This window comes from Streptomyces sp. NPDC104309, from assembly GCF_055584025.1.
Genome location: NZ_JBVJMV010000007.1, coordinates 17994 through 37143, shown reverse-complemented (window position 1 = coordinate 37143; position 19150 = coordinate 17994). Strand labels below are relative to the sequence as shown.

Below are 19150 nucleotides of genomic sequence, written 5' to 3'. Positions count from 1 at the left end.
GTGCGGACGTCCTGAGGCCATCCAAGCGGCAAGAGCGGTAAAGGAGCCTGTTGTGCCACTTCCCGATCTCGACAGCACCGTCGGGGCCTCCTTCGGCCTCGAATTCGACAGCGTCGTCATCAAGCAGATCACCGAGGTCAGTGGTCTGAAGATGGAGCAGGACGTCATCGAGCTGAAGCAGAACACCGCCGACGGCCGCTACGCCATCAAGAAGCTTCCGGGCCGGCCGAAGGCGGGCGAGGTGACCGTGACCCGGGGCCTCACCGAGGACAACAGCTTCGAACGGTGGATCAAGGATTCCCGGTTCGGCCGGATGACCGCGGCCCGCCGCAACGGTGCGGTGATCGTGTACGACCACGAGGGCATCGCCATCAAGCGCTACAAGCTCATCAACGCCTGGCCGAAGTCGCTGGAGATCGGCACCCTCAAGGCCGGCGACACCTCGGTCCTGACGGAGAAGCTCGCGATCACCTACGAGAGCATGGAACTCGACTGATGCGGCGTACGGCACAGGCCCCGCCGCCTCCGGCCCCGGCCGCGGTCCTCGACGCACCGGACGGACGGTCGCCGGCCGGTGGGGGCGGGCGGTCCGGGCAACGGGACACCCTGCGTACCGAGTTCACCTTCGAGCTGCCTCGCGGGTACGTCGACGAGGCGGGCGCGGTGCACCGTACCGGAGTCATGCGGCTCGCCACCGCGCGCGACGAACTCGTGCCGTTGCGGGACGACCGGGTGCGCGAGAACGCCGCGTACCTGTCGGTCGTCCTCATCGCCAGGGTCGTCACCCGGATCGGCACGATCGACGACATCCACCCCGGCATCATCGAGGACCTCTTCGCCTCCGACCTGGCGTTTCTGCAGGACTTCTACCGGCGGATCAACGCCGAGGGCCATACCCGCGCGGCCGTCACCTGTCCGTCCTGCCAGGAGGAGTTCGCGGTGGATCTCGCCGGTGGCCGCCTGGGGGAATCGTGACGTACGCGGCCGACCTGCTCTACGAGGAGGTCGCGTACCTCGCCTACCACTTCCACTGGCCGCTCGATGAGCTGCTGGACCTGGAGCACCCGGAACGTCTGAGGTTCGTCGCACAGATCGCTCGCCTCAACGGGCAGTAGCGAAGAGGGCAGGGGGCGGGAGAATCCATGGGCCTGATGTCCTGGTTGCGCGGTGGTGGGCGTACGGCTACGGGTGCCGAGCACGGCACTCAGCACGGCACGGAGCTCGGCACGGAGGGCCCCGTTCCGGCGTCGCCTCCGCGTGAGCGCGTCGATCTGGGAGAACTGCCGCCCATCCAGCGAACGTTGGAGGGACAGGGCCTGGTCATCGATCCCTCCGGCTTCCAGGAGTCGCTCACCACCCGGCAGGACACCGCACTCGGTACGCCCCTCGGACATCTGGTCAGCCCGGATGCGCCCACGGGGCTCGTGCACGGGATCACCACCCCGGCGCCGGTGGAACGGCCCTCGTCGGTGGAGCGGTCCGGGGAGCGGGCGGTGCAGCGGGCAGCGGAGCTTCCGGTTCGGGGCAGGCCGGCGTCCGTGTCCGTACCCGCGTCCGTGTCCGTACCCGCGTCCGCGTTCGTGTCCGGTGCCGGTGCCGGTGCTGGTGCCGGTTCCGTTCCTGTGCAGCGCGCCGACTATGGCGGTGTGCCGGCGATGACATCGGCCGGGGAGTCGGCCGCCGTGGCGGAGCTGCCGGTGCGCCAACTGGTGGGTGAACAGCCCTTCGTCACGCAATCGGCCGCATCCGCGCCCCTGACGGCTTCTGCGCATCCTCCCGTTCAGCGTGCGGTGACGCCGCCGGTTCCGGATCGGCCCCGGCGGGTGCCCGGTCTCGGCGCGCCCATGTCCGCCTTGCCGCCCACGGCGCAACGCCGGGCCGCCGCCGTCCCGGAGACAAGGCCGGACCCGACAAGGCCGGACCCGACGGGTCCGGACACGACGGGTCCGGATGCGACAGGGACAGGGTCGATGGGTCCGGATACGACCGGGACGGGGGCGGCGGTCGGGGCGGCTCCGTTCGGATGGAGCGGGGAGAGCGGCGGGGTGGGTGAGGTCCCTGAGGTCTTTGATGCCTCGGTGGCGCCCGTGGCCCCGGAGCCGACATCCGGCCCGGACGCGCCCACCGCCCCCTTGCTCGGCGACGACCCCCTGATCCCCGCCCCTTCGGAGCCCGCGCCCCCATCCGGTGCGGCGGTGCAGCGTACGCGCGTCGCGCCCCTGCAGATGCCCGTGTCACCGGCCCCGGCCACCGGGCCGATCGCGCCGCTGCTCGCCGACCGGCCGTTCACGCTCTACTCCGGCTACTCCGGCTACTCCGGCTACTCCGGCGGCTCCGGCGGCTCCGGGGAGGGCGGTGGGGCGGGTGGGGCAGCCGCCGTACAGCGTTCGGTCACCGGTGCCGCTGGAGAGGCTCCGTCGGCCGGGCCCGGACCCGCCTCCCCGTCCGTTGCCGTCCCACTGCGCTGGACGTCCGCCGGGACGGGGGTGCCGGCCGTATCGGCGACAGCCGCCGTACCGGCAGCTCTGCAACGTAACGTCACGCCTCCGGTGGCGTCGGGTGTGCTTCCCGCGCCGCCCTCCGCCCTCCAGCGTCAGGCAGCGGGTGGGCCGCCGGTGCCCCGTTCGTTGCCGGGTTCCGGTGGTCGTACCGCCTCCTCGGCAGCCTCGGCGCCCGCTGCCCCCTCCTTCGTCACGGCCGGGTCCGTCGCCGTGGCGGCCGGGGTGGCTCAGCGGATGGCCGACGGCAGCGTCGTGTTCGGCCCGCCTCCCCCGCCGTACACACCACCCGTGGTCCAGCGCGAGACGGAGACCTCGGAACCACCGCCCCCGGAGCCGCCCGAGGAACCCGGTCCGGAGCCAGGTCCGGACCCCGGACCGGAAGCGGAATCCGGGACCGAGGCCGGGGGACACACCGCACCGGGCGCTGCCGCCTCCGCCCCCGCCGGAGCCCCCGGCGGGGCGCCCGTCGTCACCGACGAGCTGGTACGCGCCCTGTACACACCGCTCAGCCGGCTCTTCAAGGCGGACCTGCGGCTGGAACGCGAACGAGCGGGATTTCTCATCAACACCCGGCACTGACGAACGGCAGCGACAACACAGGGAAGTGAGAGGTACGCGCCATGGCCACCGCCCAGGACGAGGATCCCGCCGTCAGCGTCTGCTTCGTCGTCACGATCGACGACATCGAGCTCGGGTCGTTCAACACATGTGACGGGCTGGGCTGTGAAGTGGTGCTCGAAACACGGGAGGAGGGCGGCAACAACGGGCATCTGTGGCAGCTGCCGACCCGGCTGAAGTACTCGAACGTGAAGCTGTCCAGGCCGCTGACCAAGGAGACCGAGAAGGTCGCCCGCTGGTTCGCGACCATGACGACCGGCTTCAGCCGCAAGACGGCGCACATCGAGGCGCGGACCGGGGACGGGCGGAAGGTGGCCCAGTGGGGGCTGCTGGAGGTCGTGCCCGTCCGGTGGACCGGCCCGTCCTTCACCCCGGAATCGCCCAAGGTCGCGATGGAGACGATCGAGATCGCCCATCACGGCTATGTGATGGAGGGCTGACCGTCGTGAGTGGTGCGGGTCCCATCGCGTTCAGTGCCGCCGGTACGTCCGGGGCCGCTGCGGCGGCGAAGGCGGGCAAGGGGGGTTCGGCCCGGCCCAAGCTGGAGCACGCCTATCTGGAACTGCGGACGCCGCCGACCGGGGGCGGTCTCACACCCGGTGGCCCGTGCGGACGGATCGACTTCCAGTTCAACCCCAAGGAGCTGAGCCTCACCAAGGCCGCCTCCTGGAAGCGGAGTCCGGCCAAGGGTGCCAAGAGTTCGGGTCCGCCGGAGTACCAGGGGTCGCAGCCCAGCAAGCTCACCGTGGAGATGTTTTTCGACGCCAGCGACACCCAGGACACCCGCGTGGTGACCTCGGTCGAGCAGCTCTTCGCGTGCTGTGTGCCGACGAACGAGACCCGTCAGCAGCAGCGTTCGTCGCCGCCGTGGGTGGTCTTCCACTGGGGCGGGCTGACCGGGTTCCCCGGTTATGTGAGCCAAGTGCAGGCGAAGTACACCCTGTTCACTACGTCGGGTGTGCCGATCCGGGCCGTGTGTCAGGTGACCATGGAGGAGATCAGCGGGGACACTCCGGGGCAGAATCCGACCTCGGGCGCCCTCGCGGCCCGACGGGTCCACCGGCTGGACGCCGGGGACTCGCTGCCGTCGCTCGCCCAGCGGGAGTACGGCGATCCGGCCGCCTGGCGGGTGATCGCGGAGGCGAACGGGATCGACGACCCGATGCGGCTGGCCCCCGGACGGCAACTGCTCCTTCCCGCGCTGGACGAGCTGAACCGGCTCGAAGAGATCCGGGACAGGGGGCGGTTCTGATGGCGCAGCCGGGCGTCGCGTCGGCGCTGGTGGTGGAGTTCGGCGGCCGGCCGCTGCCGCCCAGGTTCGTGAACACACTGGTCGAGGGGTACGTCGACGACAGCCGCACGCTCCCCGACCTGTTTCTGCTGCGCTTCCGCGACCCCGACCGGGTGCTGCTGGAGCAGACCGGGCTGAAGATCGGCAGCGAGGCCCGGCTGCTGGCCCGCGCGGGCGGTGACACGGCACCGAAGCCGTTGCTGAAAGGGGTGGTCACCGCCCTGGAGGTGGAGCTCGACGAGACCGGGACATTCACCGTCGTACGCGGGCTCGACGAGTCGCACCGGCTGTTCCGGGGGCGCCGGGTGGCCAGCTACCAGAACATGACGCTCGCCGACATCTGCGCCCAGGTGGCCCAGCGCGCCGGGCTGAAGCCGGGAACGGTGGACGTGGCCGGGCCGGTACTCGAACACATCGCCCAGCCCAACGTCACCGACTGGGAGTTCGTGCGCGGTCTCGCGGAGGAGGCGGGCGCCCAGGCGTATGTGCTCGACGGGCAGCTGCACATCACCAGGCCCGCGGAGGCGAGCGGAGCCCCCGACGGCTCGGCGCGCGCCGACCGCGACCCGCTGGTCCTGGAGATGGGCAGCAATCTGCTGCGCTGCCGGGCCGGGGTGTCCTCCGCGGAGCAGGTCTCCGAGGTCGAGGTGCGCGGCTGGGACGTCACGACCAAGCAGCCGCTCGTGGGGCGGGCGCCCGCGGGGAAGTCGGCGACGCTGGATCTGGGGGTGAGCGCGGCCGAGGTGTCCGCGCCGTTCGGCGAGGCGCGTTTCGTGGTCACGGACGCGGCGTACGGGGCGCAGGCGCAGGTGGACCAGGCGGCGAAGGCCCTGGCGGAGCGCATCGCCGGATCGTTCGCGGAGCTGGAGGCGCTGATCCGGGGGAATCCGGAGGTGCGGGCGGGCAGCGCGGTGGCGCTCAACGCGGTGGGTGCCCCCTTCGAGGGGCGGTACACGGTCACGTCCTCACGGCACGTCTTCGACCCGGTGCGCGGATACGAGACCTGGCTCACGGTCTCCGGGCAGCAGGAGCGTTCGCTGTTCGGGCTGACCGGCGGAGGGCCGGGTTCCGGCGGGGCCGGAGCGGGGGCCGGCGGCGGGGCGCGGTGTGCGGGCCTGGTCAACGGGACGGTCACGGACACCCAGGACCCCGAGGGGTCGGGCCGGGTCAAGGTGCGGTTTCCCTGGCTGTCGGACGAGTACGCGAGCGACTGGGCGCGTACGGCGCAGTCGGGCGGGACGAGCGGCGGCGAGGCGTTCATCCCCGAGGTGGGGGACGAGGTGCTGGTGGGATTCGAGCACGGGCATCTGGACCGTCCGTACGTCCTCGCCGGTCTGTACAACGGGAAGGACCGGCCGTCGCGGGGCAGCGGTGGCGGTGGCGGAGGTGTGGGCGGAGGACCGAGCGGCGGTGGGGCGGCGGTGGCGGCCGGTGCGGTGGCCGACGCGGCGACCGGCCCCCCGGCCGCTTCCGGCTCCGCCCCCGGCTCCGCCGGCGGTGCGCCGCTGGTGGATCCGACCAGCGGGGCCGTCAACCGCCGTTCGGTCGCCTCCAAGAGCGGAAACCAGCTGGAACTCCTGGACGGCGCGGACGGACCACAGGGCGTACGTCTGCTCACCGGTGACGGAAAGCTGAAGATCGACCTCGACCGCAGGGGCACCGTGATCGTGATCAACAGCGACGGCAGCGTGAACATCGAGGCCAAGCAACAGGTGTCCATCAAGGCGGCGCGCGGGGTCGCGCTGGACGGCGGTCAGGGAACCCTCGAACTGAGCGGTGACAGCGTCACGTTGACGTCCCGCAGCGGAGTGCGCGTCGATGGCGGGAACGGCGAGGTCAAGCTCTCCACCGGAGGCACGGTGGATGTCCGGGGTGCCCGGGTCGCGGTCGACGGAACACAGCGGACGGACATCAAGAGCGGCGGCTCCCTGGCCGTCAACGCACCTCTGGTGAAGATCAATTGACGCCGCGGAGGCACGGCGCGATCCGCCGCGACCCGAGCGATCCGGATGAATTGAGCGACCCACCGACCCGAGCGACCCACCGGCCCGGGAGACCCACCGGCCCGGGAGACCCACCGGCGCGAGAGACCCGCAGACCGATCGATCCGAGCGATCCGAATGAACTGAGCGACGCGAACGAGAGGACCGGACTTCCATGTCAGCAGCCGCGGCGGCAGCCGCACGGGTCGGCGACCCCACCGGACACCCCGGCACGGTCGGGCCGCCCGGCGTCCCGTCCGTGCTCATCGGCGGCCTCCCCGCCGCCACGGTCGGCACCCCGCACCTGTGCGCCTCGCCGCCGCCCGCGGTGCATCCGCCGTCCGCGCTCGCGCCGCCCGGCAGCGCCACGGTGCTGATCGGCGGGCAGCCCGCCGCACGCGTCGGGGACCTCGCCGCCTGCGGCTCGCCCATCGTGTCCGGATGCCCGACGGTGCTGATCGGAGGCTGAGCGTCCATGGGGCAGCAGTTCATCGGCGCGGGCTGGGCCTTTCCGCCGCGTACGGACGCCACCGGCTCCATAGCCCTGGTGCACGGCGAGTACGAGCTGGAGGAGTCGATCCGGCTGATCCTCGCGACGTCACCGGGCGAGCGGCCGATGCGGCCGGAGTTCGGCTGCGCGATCAATGACTACGTGTTCGCCCCGGCGGACGCGGGCACGGCCGGACAGCTGGCGTACGAGGTACGTCTGGCGCTGGACCGGTGGGAGCCCCGGATCGACGTCACCGAGGTCGTCGTCCGCTTCGACGAGGTGGACAACGGGGTCCTGTACATCGACATCGGCTACACCGTCCGGGGCGCCAACGACCCCCGGAACCTGGTCTTTCCGTTCTATGTGATTCCGCAGCACGAGGAGGTGGACGGCGCGTGACGCTGCCCAGTCCGCATCTGGACGACCGCCGTTTCCAGGGCCTGGTCGACGAGGCGAAACGGCTCGTCCAGCAGCGCTGCCCCGAGTGGACCGACCACAATGTGTCCGACCCCGGCGTGACCCTCATCGAGGCCTTCGCGACCATGGTCGACCAGCTCGTCTACCGCGTGAACCGGGTTCCGGAGAAGAGCTATCTGACCTTCCTCGACCTGATCGGGGTCCGGCTCCACCCGCCCACGGCCGCCCACACCGATGTGACGTTCCGGCTCTCCGCACCGCAGCCCGAACCGGTGCGGGTGAGGGCCGGTACGGAGGTGGCGACCGTCCGTACGGAGACGGAGGAAGCGGTCGTGTTCACGACGGCCCGTGAACTGTCCGTCGTCCCGTGCGAGTTCGCCCACCTCGCGACCTGGCCGACGTCCGGCGACGCCGTCGACCGGACCGAGGAACTCGCACTGGGCCGGGCCGTCCCCTGCTTCGACACCGCGCCCACGCCCGGCGACGCGCTCTATGTGGGGCTGTCGGCGGCCGTTCCGGCGGGGGTCGTCGTGCTGCGGCTGGACTGCGCGGTCGAGGGCGTCGGCGTGGACCCGTTGAGGCCGCCGCTGCTCTGGGAGGCCTGGGACGGCAGCGCCTGGACGGTCTGCGAGGTCGAGAAGGACGACACCGGCGGATTCAACCGGTCCGGGGAACTGATCCTGCACCTGCCGCAGGGGCACACTCCGGCCGTCGTCGTGCGCCGGACCGGCGGCTGGCTGCGCTGCCGACTGGTGGCGGCCGAACCCGGGCAGCCCACGTACATGGCGCCTCCGGTGGTGCGCCGGATCACGGCGTTCACGATCGGCGCGACCGTCGGGGCCGTGCACGCCGAGACCGTGACGGACGAGGTGCTCGGCCCGGCCGAGGGCGTACCCGGACAGACCTTCACGGTGAGCCGCCCACCCGTCGTCCCCGGCGACTTCGTCGTCGAGGTCGCGGACCCGGCCGGCGGCCCGCAGGGCGCGGAGTGGACCCGCGTGGACGACTTCGCGCACTCCGGACCCGACGACCGGCACATCACGCTCGACCCCAACTCGGGGCGGGTCGAATTCGGCCCGGCGGTACGGGAGAGGGACGGGTCCATCCGCTACTACGGCGCGGTACCGCCGAAGGGCGCCACCGTCCGCGTGCGCGCGTACCGTACCGGCGGTGGTCTGCGCGGCAATGTCGCCCGCTCCACGCTCCGGGTGCTGCGCAGCGCCATCCCGTACGTGGCCCGGGTGGAGAACCGGCGGCCCGCGCTCGGCGGAGTCGACGGAGAGACGGTGGACAGCGCGCGGGTGCGCGGGCCGATGACGCTGCGGACGCTGCACCGGGCCGTCGTCCCGCACGACTACGAACTGCTGGCCCGTGAGGTGGCCCCCGACGCGTCCCGGGTGCAGTGCATCCCGGCCGGCGGGGACTCGGACGTGGAGGCGGGCGGGGTGCGGCTGCTCGTCGTACCGGCCGGGCGTAGCGACGAGCAGGGCCGGATCCAGTTCAACGAGCTCGTCCCGCCGCAGCACACGCTGGCCCTGATCGCGGGCCATCTGGACGAACGGCGCCCGATCGGCGCCCGGTTGGTGGTCGAACCGCCCTTCTACCAGGGGGTGACGGTGGTCGCCTCGGTGCAGGCCCGCAGGGGCGTCGTGCCGGAACGGGTACGGGAGGAGGCGCTGGCGGCCCTGTACGGCTACTTCAACCCGCTGAGCGGCGGACCGGGCGGGGAGGGCTGGCCGTTCGGGCGGCCGGTCCAGTCGGGCGAGGCGTTCGCCGTACTGCAACAGGTGCCGGGCGTGGACCTGGTGGAGGACGTACGCCTCTTTCCCGCGGACCCCGTGACCGGAGAGCGCGGCGAACCCACCGCCAAGATCGCGCTGGACCGGCACGCACTGGTCTTCAGCTATGAGCACCAGCTCCGGGTACGGGAGGCCTGACCGCCATGCGTACAGCCGTGACCGGCCTGCCGACCCCGCACCCGCTGATCGAACAACTCCCGGCGGTCTACCTGGAACAGGACTTCCTCCGACGGTTCCTCGCCGCGCTCGACGACGTACTCGCCCCGGTCCTGCTCTCCATCGACAATCTGCCCGCCCACCTCGACCCGCGCAGCGCGCCGGAGGACTTCCTGGCCTGGCTGGCCCGGTGGGTGGCGGTCGAGCCGCACGAGGACCACCCGGTCGAGCAGCGGCGCGCGGCGGTGCGCGGCGCGGTCGAACGGCACAGCAGGCGCGGCACCCGGCGCGGCCTCTCGGAGGCGGTGTTCCTGGAGACCGGGATCGAGCCGGACATCGTCGAGAGCGGCGGCACGGCGTGGTCGTCGACACCGCACACGCAGTTCCCGGGCGGCCCCCGGCCGTGGGTGACGGTCCGGGTCCGGGCCTCGCAGCCGTACCAGGTCGACCGGGTGCGGCTGGAGGAGCTGATCCGTACGGAGATTCCGGCACATGTGGGCTTCGACCTGGAGGTCTCGTGATCTGTGAGGCGTGCGGGCAGAGCAATGCGCCGGGGACGCAGTTCTGTGGTTCGTGCCGGGCGTTCCTGGAGTGGGAGGGGCCCGGTGGCGGCTCCTCGGCTGTCCCGGCCCCGGCCTCGGCTCCGGCTCCGGCCCCGGCTCCGGCTCCGGCCCCGGCTCCGGCCCTGGCACCGGCTCCGGCGCCACAGTCGCCGCCCGAGCCCCAGCCGTCGCCTCAGCCCCAACCCTCCCTCCAACCTCAACCCCAATCCGAGCCCCAGCCGTCAGCCCAGCCCCAGCCGTCGCCTCAGCCCCAGCTTCCTCCGTCACCCCAACCCCATCCCGAGCCCCCGCCGCACCCCGTGCCCCCCGTCGCTGCCGCAGCGGCCGCCCCACGTCGCCCCGGTGACGAGCCGGACGTGTCGGTGCCGGGGCCCGAGGCGCTGCCCGACGTACCGCCGGGCCCCACGTACGCACCGCCGGGTCCGCCCCCCGTCGCCCCGGTCCGCTGCCCCAACTGCCGTACGGAGAACGCCCCGGACCGCACCCTGTGCGTCCGTTGCGCACTGCTTCTGGACCCGGGCCCGCCGCCCGGGGTCCGCCCTGCCTGGTGGCGCCGGATCCTCCGGCGCCGGTCGCGTCAGGCGCCCACCGCCGGTACCCGGCCGCGGCGTCGGCTGTGGCGCCGCCCCGGTCTGGCGCTTCCGATCGTGCTGATCGTGGTGGCGTGCGGTGTGTGGTTCGCGCTTCCGCACGTGTCCGGCTGGTTCGGCTTCGCCAAGGACGAGACCGGGACGCCGGAGGCGGTGCCGCCGACCCGGTTCCGGGCCTCCAGCAGGGCTCCGGGCCACCCGGCCGGGGCCGCGTTCGACGGCTTCACCAACCATTACTGGGCGCCCGCGGCCGCAGGTCCCGACACCGGGGTGGGCCAGTACCTGGAGTGTGATTTCGAGCAGCCCGTACGGGTGCTGAAGCTCGTCGTCTTCTCCGGTACGTCGGCCAAGATGGACGAGTTCCTCACCCAGGCCCGCCCGGCCAGGGTCACCGTCCTGCTCACCTCGGCGGACGGAAGCCGGGTCAGCAAGGAGATCAGGGTCAAGGACCAGCCCGGTCAGCAGACCTTCGATCTGCGCGGCTCGGAGATCGTCCGGGCCCGTCTCACGACGGACACCACCTACGGGGCGGGCCCCGGCCGCCGACTGGCCGTCGCGGAAGTCGAGTTCTTCGGCCGAAGAACCTGAGGGGGCCTCAGCCGGCGGAGCCGCCCTTGTGCGGCCACGCCGTCCCGCCGAGCCGGATCCGCGGGGCGCCCCGGGAGCCGGGTTCAGGTCGCGCGCAGGGCCACCAGCGCGTCCGCCTGTGCGAGGCCGCTCTCCTCGACGACCTCGCGCACGCTCTGCGCCTCGCGGACGAGCGCGAAGCTCACCCGCCCGTCCGCTCCCGTCCGGTAGCCGTACACGGCGGGCCGGGGCAGCGAGTTGTACGAGAAGTGCGACGAGAAGTAGTACGCGCCGGTGTCGTGGAGCGCCACCACGTCGCCGGGCTCGACGACCGGGAGCTCGCGCCCGGTCGCCGTCAGGTCCCCGGCGAAGCAGCACGGGCCCGCGATGTCGACGGTCTCGGTCGGGCCCTCCTTGGGGCGGCCCGAGGCGTCGAACACCCCGACGCGCAGCGGCCAGGCATCGGGCATGAAGACCGTACGGGTGGCCACCTGGGCACCCGCGTGCGTGACCGCGATCCGCCGCCCGCCGGCCGACTTGGTGTACTCGACGACCGTCGCGATCGTTCCGCTCTTGGCCAGCAGGGAGCGGCCGAACTCCGTGATCAGGGTGTAGCGCCCGTCGAAGAGGCCGGGGACGGCGTCACGGAGTTCGGCGACGTAGTCGGCGTACGTCGGCCGGTCGTCCTCGCCGTCGAAGTTGACGGACAGCCCGCCGCCGATGTCGATCCCGGTGATCCGGGGGTGGCCCAGCCGCGCGTTGATGCGCTCGGCCAGTTCGTACGCGGCGCGGATGCCCTGGGCGATGAGCGGCAGCGGGCAGCCCTGGGAACCGACGTGCGCGTGCAGCCGGTTGAGCCACGGCCGGCTCGCGAAGGCGTCGATCACCGCGTCGACGGCCCCCGGATCGCGCAGCGCGACGCCGAACTTCGAGGTCGCGGTCGCGGTGCTCATCGCGCCGATGGCACCCGCCCCCACCTGGGGGTTGACCCGCAGCCCGATCGGTCCGGCGGCGGACCGCCCGGCCAGCAGACGGTCGACGCGGGCCATCTCCTGGAAGTTGTCCAGGTTGAACGCGATGCCGTGGGTGAGGGCGAACTCCAGCTCCCCGACCGTCTTCGCGGGGCTGTCGAAGACCAGCCGGTCGTAGGTGAACCCGGCCGCCAGCGCCTGCTCCAGTTCACCGGGCGAGGCCACCTCGCAGCCCATGCCCGCCTCGGCGAGCAGCCGCAGCACGGGCACCAGGCCGCACGCCTTGGCCGCGAACGTGTGCCGTACCGGGGCGGGCCCCCGGAACGCCTCGTTCAGGGCGTCGACGGCGGCGAGCACACCGTCCACGTCGAGGAGGCCGACCACGGGCGAGGACGGACCGATCAGCCCGTCCTCGACGGCACGCGTCAGCGCCGCCGTCCGCCGGGTGCCGCGCCGTCGGGCTGCCGAGCCGGAAGTCATGGGAACCACAACAACCCTCCATCTGTCACGTCGGCCGGACGGCCGGGCGGCCGTTCGCCTGTGCGGGGTGCACGGCTGTCGGCCGTAAGGACAGCTTCGGCGCGCGGGGGGAGGCACGTCTTCGACCGACACGACGACACCTGCCCGATTTCTTTGTGACACCGGACAGCCGAACGATCAGCCGAATGATCCGGCTCGACGATCAGCCGCGTGATCGGCTCAACGGTCGACCGAATGATCGGCTCAATGGTCAACGGCGTCTCGGTCAAAGGCTGTTCGGGTCACCCGTGCCGCGTTCCGCGTGCCGTGAGCCGCAGCCCGATGTCCGCCAGGAGCCGCACGGAGGGGTCGGCCAGATCGACGCCGAACAGCTCCCGGGCCCGGCGCAGCCGGTAGCGCAGGGTGTTGGGGTGCACGTTCAGGCGCCGCGCCGCCGTGCCCGTGTCGCCGAACGCGTCGAGGTACGCGGCGACCGACGCGCCGTACTGCGAACCGTGTGCGCGGTCGTGGGCCGCCATCGCGTGTACGGGCCCCGACAGGGAGTCCCACAGCGGCTCGACCCGGTCGAGCACCCGGAGCAACGACGCGTCGGTCTCCACCTCGCCGAACATCGCCACCGCCGACACCGCCTCCGTGGGCGGCAGTGCCGCGGCCCGCTCCCGCAGCACCCGCACCACCAGCTCGGCGGCCTCCCGTGACGCGGGCAGCTCCGACAGGTCCGCCGCAACCGGCCCGACGCCCGCGAACACCGCGGTGTGCGGCACCGAACGTGCCGTCGCCGGCAGGGTGCGGCCTGGATCGGGCTCACCGTCGCGCGCCGGGACCAGGACGTACAGCCGCCGCCCGGACCGCGCGGTCACGCACCCCGGCCGGTGCGCGGCGGCCTGCAGCGCGAGGACGTCCAGCACCCGCTGCTCGGCGTCGCCCCCGGCGCCCGGCCCGGCAGCGGTGCCGAGCGCCCGGCTGTCGTACGCCTCCGCCACCAGCACCGCGTACGGCCGGTGCGGCACGATCCCGGCATCGTGCGCGGTCCGCACCGGATGCGCGGCCCCGTCCAGCAGCGCGTGGACCGCCTCCTCACGCGCTCTCGCCGCCGCCCGGCCCCACGTCCGATGGTGGGACAGATGCGGTACGGCGGCCCGCGCCGCCGTGCGCAGCGCCGCCGCCGCGCCCGCGGCGAGCGGCCGACCGTCGGCGGCGGCCCAGATCGACCCGAGAACCTCGGACCCGTGGCGCACCGCGATGGCCAGCCGCTCGGCGGACCGGTCGTCGGCGGGCCGGCGCACCACGTCGTCGGTGCTCCACAGCGCCTGGAAGAAGCCGCTCTCGCGGAGTTCGGCGACCCGCCAGCGGGGGACCTCCTGCCCGAGGATCGTCAGCCGACGCATCGGATCGGGTTCGTGGTCCATCCGCGAGTACGCCAGCACCCGCGACTGCGGATCCTCGATCGTGATGGCACCACCGACCAGGTCGGCCACCGTGTTGGCCAGTCCCGGCAGATCGCCGAGCCGCAGCCCGTCCGCCCCGCCCGCGCCGCCCGACAGGGCTGCGTACCGGGCCGGGGCGCTGTGCACGAGAGCGGTCCGCAACCGGCCGAGCACCTCGGTCCACCCCTGCCCCGGCCGCCGGGTCAGCAGCGCCGTCCGTCCCCGGCCGGCCGCCTCCAGCAGCACTGCCCGCGGCCCGCGGGAGCCCCGCCGCATCACCACGGCCGCGGCACCGGCCCGGTCGGCCTCGCGCAGCACGTCGACCGCCTCGGGCGAGGCGACCTCCACACCGACCGCGAGCAGGATCAGCCCGGACGCCGCCCAGGCCCCGTCGTCCCGCTCCTCACCGGGGTCGTGCAGCACCACGTCGGCCACCGGCACGCCGGTACCGAGCGGTGCCACGACGACATCGAGCATCCCGGGGGCGATCAGCCCGAGGACCTGCTCCAGCGAGGGTGCGGTGTCGCGCCGGTCCGGTTCATGCGTCGGCATCAGCCCATGATGGTCGGCCGCCCCCGAAGGGGGCCACTGCTCGCACATCCTCCGGCGAGAAGCGCACCGAACCGGTCCGGTAAGTCGGTGCGACCGTCAGGCACGAACCGGTCCGGTACGAAGTCGGTGCGACCGGTCAGGCACGGAGTCCGTCGAAGGCGATGTCCAGGTGGCGGGGGCCGCGCAGTACGGCGTTCTGGCGGTACGGGGGCGGGTCCTCCACCAGCCGGGGGTTGTCGAGCCTGCGGGCGAGCTCGGTGAGGGCGAGCTGGGCCTCCAGACGGGCGAGGGGCGCGCCGAAGCAGTTGTGGATGCCGCTGCCGAAGCCGAGGTGCTGGTTGTCCTCCCGGTCGGGGTCGAAGCGGTCGGGGTCGGAAAACCGCTGCGGGTCCCGGTTGCCGGAGGCCAGGACGAGCCAGACGGAGGCGCCCTTGGGAATGGTGGTGCCCGCGATGTCGATGTCCGCGAGGGTGGTGCGCTGCGGAAGCAACTGCACGGGGGGCTCGAAGCGCAGGAGCTCTTCCACGATCGGGAGGGCCAGCCCGGGGTCCTCGCGCAGCCGCTCCAGGACATCGGGATTGCGCAGCAGCGTGAGCATCCCGTTGGTGATGAGGTTGACCGTGGTCTCGTGACCGGCGATCAGGAGCAGCGCGGCCGTGCTGATCACTTCCATCCGGGTCATCTGCCCGTCCGCGCCGTGCGGGGTGACCAGCGCGGAGAGCATGTCGTCGCCGGGTGCGGTGCTGCGCTCGTCGATGAGCTCGGACAGATACAGCCCCAGTTCGGTGCGGGCCTGCTGGGTGACGCGCCGCCGCTCGCCGGGGTCCTGGTCCGGGTTCGGGTCGAGACCGGCGGCGATGGTGTCGGCCCAGGTGTGGAAGCGCGCCTCGTCCTCGCGCGGAACCCCGAGCAGCCGGCAGATCACGGTGACGGGGAAGGGGTACGAGAAGTCGTCGACGAGGTCGATCTGCTTCCGGTCCCCGAAACCGTCGACGAGGCCGGAGACGATCCGGGCCAGCTCGCCGTGCATGCCGTGGACGCGACGGGGCGATTCCGGCGGTCCGAACGGGCGCATCGTCATACGCCGCAGCCGGTCGTGCTCGGGAGGGTCGAGTCTCAGGAAGGCGGGCGGCAGGGTCGAGGCCTCTTCCTCCTGAAGGAGCGTTCCGGCGGCGCTGGGGGAGAGGTTGCGTACGTCCGAGCTGATCCGGGGATCGTGCAGCAGACTCTTGATCTCCCAGTACGTGCTGACGACGAACAGGTCGTCGCCGCCCTGGATGACGGGCGTCTTGCGGAGCTCGGCGTACAGCGGATAGGGATCGGCGCGGTTGGCGTAGTCGATGACCTGCCGCAGGAGGGTTTCATGCGTCATGGTGGCGTCCTTGTGGGCGGTGGGACAGCGGGGCTTCCTTCCGGACCGCGGTCACGCATGGGCGGGGGTGAAGGTGATCCGCTGGTCGGTCGGTGAGTAGCCGCTCACGGTGACGGATGGCCCGTGGGTGGGCAGGGAGGGGTCCGGGAATTCGGCCGGGACCGGTCGCAGACCTTCGGGACGACGGTCCACCGAGGAGTACGTGGGCGGGAACGGCGCGGCCGATTCGATCTGCCGCTGATAGAACTCCAGCCACTTCGTCTGGTCGAAGGTGACTGCCGCGATGACGCGGCCCTGGTATCCGTACACGCAGGTGAAGCGACGGTCGGAGAGCGACCCCTGGGCGACGACGACCTCCTCGCCCAGGGACGGGACGCCGACCGACTTGATGTTGACCCCGAACTGGGAGGACCAGAAGGCGGGCACCCACAGATGCGGTCGGCGCTCCGAACTGCTGCTGATCATGTTGTGTGCCGCGGTCTCGGCCTGTGCGACGGCGTTGCCCCAGTGTTCGAGCGACAGGAACTGGTACCCGAAGAGCGCGTGCGGGGACCGGGCGACGTCACCGGCGACGAAGACGTCGTCGGTGACGATGCCGCGGACGTCGAACGCCCGGCATCCGGCGTCGCAGGCGATGCCGCGCGGTCCGGCGCCGAGCCCGGACCCGGCCAGCCACTCGGTGTTCCGCCTCGCGCCGAGCGAGACCACCGCGACATCCGTGTCGATGCTGCTGCCGTCGGACAGATGGGCACGCCGCAGACGTCCGGCCGGGTCGCCCTCCAGGGCCGTGACCATGATTCCGCAGCGCAGGTCCACGCCGTGCTCGCGTTGCAGCTCCGCGGCCGCCCGGCCGATCACTCCGCCGAGCGCGCCCACGAGGGGCGCCGGACCGCGTTCCGCGACGGTCACCGGCAGTCCGCGCTCGCGGCACGCCGACGCGATCTCCGAACCGGTGAATCCGGCGCCGATGACGAGCACCCGGCGGGGTGACGCCGCCAGCCGCCGCTGCAGCCGGGCGGCGTCGTCCCGCGTGCGCAGGACGAAGACCCCGTCCAGTTCGGCCTCGGTCTCGTGCGGCCAGGGCCGGGCGTGCACACCGGTGGCGATCAGCAGCCGGTCGTACTCCACCTCGTCCCCGTCGGCCAGGCGCACCCGCTTGGCCGCCATGTCCAGCCCGGTGGCGGCGACACCGAGGCGCCAGTGCGCGTCGAGCGCCAGGCGCCGGGGCAGCGCGGTGCGGTCGGCGGTCGCACGCCCCAGCAGGACCTGCTTGGAGAGCGGCGGCCGGTCGTACGGTTCATGGGGCTCGTCACCGATCAGCGTGAGCGAACCGGCGAAGCCTTCCTTCCGCAGCGTCTCGGCGGCCCGGAGCCCGGCGAGCGAGGCGCCGACGATCACGATCCGCCCCTCGCGCTTCAGCCACTCCAGGTGTTTGTCACCGGACACCGGACAGCCTCTCGCGCGCGGTGCCTTCGCCCGCCGCGGCCGACGTGTCGCGCACGTGGCCCACTCCGTCCGGGTCGTCCAGGTCGTCCACCAGGATCGCCTGCACCGGACACGCGGTGGCGGCACGGAGCACCTGCTCCCGCTGCGCTCTGTCGGCGTGCGGGTTGTACAGCAGCGACTCGTCGCCGTGCATGGCGAAGACATCGGGTGCGAGGAAGGCGCACTGCGCGTACCCCTGGCACCGGTTGAGATCGACGACAAGCCTCATCAAGGGGCCGCCCTTCCAGTAGTACCCCCGCCTCAGCCTGCGAGCGCCGCGGTGGTTCCGCGAGCGATGGCGGACCAATGGGGTCATCGACGGGGGGAGACCGGACGGGCGGGTCAGGACGTCCGGTCGGGAACCCGGCCCGGACCCCCCGCCTCCGTTTTCTCGTCCTTCTCGTCCTTCTCGCCCTCTGCGGATCGGGGCGCGGGAAGGGCGAGCCTTCCCGTGAAGGCGAGGAAGGCCACCAGGGCGCCCATGGCGATCCAGCCCGGCCACCCGGCGAGACTCATCCGCAGCGGGTTCAACGGGGCGTCCGGCTCCGCGAAGTGCTTGACCATGCTCACGCTGGTCGTGCTGACGAAGGCGTGGCCGATGACCGCCGGGATCACCGATCCGGAGGCCAGCCGCAGCCAGCTGAAGATCGGCAGAGCGAGGCTGCAGCTGATCACCATGGCGGGTACGGAGACGTACCAGGGCCGCCCCGGATACTGCCCGCCCATCAGCAGCGTCGGCAGATGCCACAGCGCGAAGGCGGCCCCCGTGCCCAGGTAGGCCAGTACCGGTCGCGCGCGGCCATCCTTTCCGTACGCGAGCCGGGGGAGCAGATAGCCCTGCCAGCCGAGTTCCTCACCGAAGAACAGCGGGAGGGACACCAGCATCTGCACCAACGCCGTCCCTGCCCAGGCGGCCGTGCCGCCCCAGCTCACGCCGCCGAAGGGATAGACACCCGCTGCCGTGCCGATGGCGAGCGTGGCGGCGGTGAGGCCTGCGGGGACCGCCACGGCCGCCAGCATCCAGCGCACCGCGTGGGACCACGGCCTCGGCATGCGCAGGGCGAGTGCGTCGCGCAGCCGGCCGTCACGGCGCTCCACCCATCGCACCACCACGATCGCGGCGAGGGCCGGAGCCATCATGGCCCCCGCTATGCACAGCTGTTCCAGATTGCCGGGCTCGGCCCTGCCGTCGGTGCGTCGGAACCCCCCGAGCAGCAAGGGGGACATCGCCACCCACATGCCCAGGCAGGCGATCGCCAAATAGGTGAACAGTCCACGGAATCGGGCTTCTTGCGGTAAGGCCCGCAGTGCTGCAGTCGTCATGGCAACGACGCTAGAAGCGCCCGGAGAGGGGGAGAAGGAAGCCCGCTCCCCTCTCTGTGGTGGAGTCGTCTGCACCCTTACGGGGGCACGGGGGCTGACGCACGCGCCTCCGGCTCCGTACTCACCTGTGTACGGACCACGGGCGGGCCATCGGGAGCCGTGCGTGGTCACGCGTACGCGTATCGCGTTCGATCGCCGAATTGGTCAGGAAGAACTCCGGAAAACCCTTGACTCGGGACAAACAGGGAGGAAAATCACTAATACACCAGAAAACCAGAGCGAGCCGCACCATCGGTGAAGACGTTCACCGACGAGCGTGACGAACTCGTCGGCTCTGGCCAGGCCCCCGGCGGATCCACTCGATCTCCAAGTGTCCAGCGACGGTTGGAACTCGTGAAACCGAGATGGACTACCGGGGACTGCATGTGCGGCCCCCGGTCACGGTGCCGTCGCCCGAAGCGGTGGACGGCCCCCTCCCGGGGGTTCTTGACGTTCCCGGGGAAGGGGCCGGTCCCCGGGCGCGGTCCGGTCATCCGCGACGACCGGACCGCCAGCACCCGACGGCG

Annotated in this window: 18 protein-coding genes; 12 read left to right on the top strand and 6 right to left on the bottom strand. The window is 72.3% G+C overall.

The window, feature by feature from the left end:
- Nucleotides 1-52 precede the first annotated feature (52 nt).
- From ACZ68L_RS12375 to ACZ68L_RS12320, 12 genes are all read left to right on the top strand, one after another.
- The gene (locus tag ACZ68L_RS12375; RefSeq protein ID WP_072488539.1) at nt 53-496 is read left to right on the top strand and encodes a phage tail protein; all 444 of its coding nucleotides are present in this window, start codon (nt 53-55) and stop codon (nt 494-496) included.
- On the top strand, nt 496-975 hold the full coding sequence (locus ACZ68L_RS12370) for a hypothetical protein (protein WP_469576480.1): 480 nt from the start codon (nt 496-498) through the stop codon (nt 973-975). The genes ACZ68L_RS12375 and ACZ68L_RS12370 overlap by 1 nt, the downstream gene beginning before the upstream one ends.
- Nucleotides 972-1115 carry a DUF6760 family protein gene (locus tag ACZ68L_RS12365; protein ID WP_093896703.1) on the top strand — a complete coding sequence of 48 codons (144 nt, stop codon included), beginning with the start codon at nt 972-974 and terminating at the stop codon, nt 1113-1115. Before ACZ68L_RS12370 ends, ACZ68L_RS12365 begins: the two co-directional genes overlap by 4 nt.
- Before the next feature lie 27 nt (nt 1116-1142).
- Entirely contained in the window at nt 1143-3080 is a 1938-nt protein-coding gene (locus ACZ68L_RS12360; RefSeq protein WP_469576478.1) for a hypothetical protein, read from the top strand.
- 41 nt (nt 3081-3121) lie between these two features.
- Entirely contained in the window at nt 3122-3559 is a 438-nt protein-coding gene (locus tag ACZ68L_RS12355) for a phage tail protein (RefSeq protein WP_351081658.1), read from the top strand.
- A gap of 5 nt (nt 3560-3564) precedes the next feature.
- Entirely contained in the window at nt 3565-4371 is an 807-nt protein-coding gene (locus ACZ68L_RS12350) for a CIS tube protein (protein ID WP_469576476.1), read from the top strand.
- Nucleotides 4371-6374 (top strand): VgrG-related protein, encoded by a 2004-nt coding sequence (locus ACZ68L_RS12345; RefSeq protein WP_469576474.1) that lies wholly within the window; start codon nt 4371-4373, stop codon nt 6372-6374. The genes ACZ68L_RS12350 and ACZ68L_RS12345 overlap by 1 nt, the downstream gene beginning before the upstream one ends.
- 193 nt (nt 6375-6567) lie before the next feature.
- The gene (locus ACZ68L_RS12340) at nt 6568-6861 is read left to right on the top strand and encodes a PAAR domain-containing protein (protein WP_469576473.1); all 294 of its coding nucleotides are present in this window, start codon (nt 6568-6570) and stop codon (nt 6859-6861) included.
- A gap of 6 nt (nt 6862-6867) precedes the next feature.
- Nucleotides 6868-7281 (top strand): GPW/gp25 family protein, encoded by a 414-nt coding sequence (locus ACZ68L_RS12335; RefSeq protein WP_469576471.1) that lies wholly within the window; start codon nt 6868-6870, stop codon nt 7279-7281.
- Entirely contained in the window at nt 7278-9236 is a 1959-nt protein-coding gene (locus tag ACZ68L_RS12330; RefSeq protein WP_469576469.1) for a putative baseplate assembly protein, read from the top strand. Before ACZ68L_RS12335 ends, ACZ68L_RS12330 begins: the two co-directional genes overlap by 4 nt.
- 5 nt (nt 9237-9241) lie before the next feature.
- A complete protein-coding gene (locus ACZ68L_RS12325; RefSeq protein WP_469576467.1) occupies nt 9242-9775 on the top strand; it encodes a phage tail protein in 534 nt (177 codons plus the stop codon).
- A 398-nt stretch (nt 9776-10173) separates the two neighbouring features.
- Nucleotides 10174-10995, top strand: coding sequence for a discoidin domain-containing protein (locus tag ACZ68L_RS12320; RefSeq protein ID WP_469576466.1), 822 nt, complete (start codon nt 10174-10176; stop codon nt 10993-10995).
- Nucleotides 10996-11078: 83 nt separating this feature from the next.
- On the opposite strand, the gene ACZ68L_RS12315 is transcribed toward ACZ68L_RS12320, so the two are convergent.
- The 6 genes from ACZ68L_RS12315 to ACZ68L_RS12290 form a co-directional block, all read right to left on the bottom strand.
- The gene (locus ACZ68L_RS12315) at nt 11079-12425 is read right to left on the bottom strand and encodes a diaminopimelate decarboxylase (protein ID WP_469576881.1); all 1347 of its coding nucleotides are present in this window, start codon (nt 12423-12425) and stop codon (nt 11079-11081) included.
- Between the two features lie 281 nt (nt 12426-12706).
- A complete protein-coding gene (locus tag ACZ68L_RS12310; RefSeq protein WP_469576464.1) occupies nt 12707-14404 on the bottom strand; it encodes a helix-turn-helix domain-containing protein in 1698 nt (565 codons plus the stop codon).
- 136 nt (nt 14405-14540) lie between these two features.
- Nucleotides 14541-15776 (bottom strand): cytochrome P450, encoded by a 1236-nt coding sequence (locus ACZ68L_RS12305; RefSeq protein WP_469576462.1) that lies wholly within the window; start codon nt 15774-15776, stop codon nt 14541-14543.
- Between the two features lie 51 nt (nt 15777-15827).
- Nucleotides 15828-17222 (bottom strand): NAD(P)/FAD-dependent oxidoreductase, encoded by a 1395-nt coding sequence (locus ACZ68L_RS12300; RefSeq protein WP_469576460.1) that lies wholly within the window; start codon nt 17220-17222, stop codon nt 15828-15830.
- On the bottom strand, nt 17212-17490 hold the full coding sequence (locus ACZ68L_RS12295; protein WP_469576459.1) for a ferredoxin: 279 nt from the start codon (nt 17488-17490) through the stop codon (nt 17212-17214). Before ACZ68L_RS12295 ends, ACZ68L_RS12300 begins: the two co-directional genes overlap by 11 nt.
- A gap of 113 nt (nt 17491-17603) precedes the next feature.
- Complete coding sequence (locus tag ACZ68L_RS12290; RefSeq protein WP_469576457.1) at nt 17604-18584, bottom strand: CPBP family intramembrane glutamic endopeptidase; 981 nt, start codon at nt 18582-18584, stop codon at nt 17604-17606.
- Nucleotides 18585-19150: the final 566 nt, after the last annotated feature.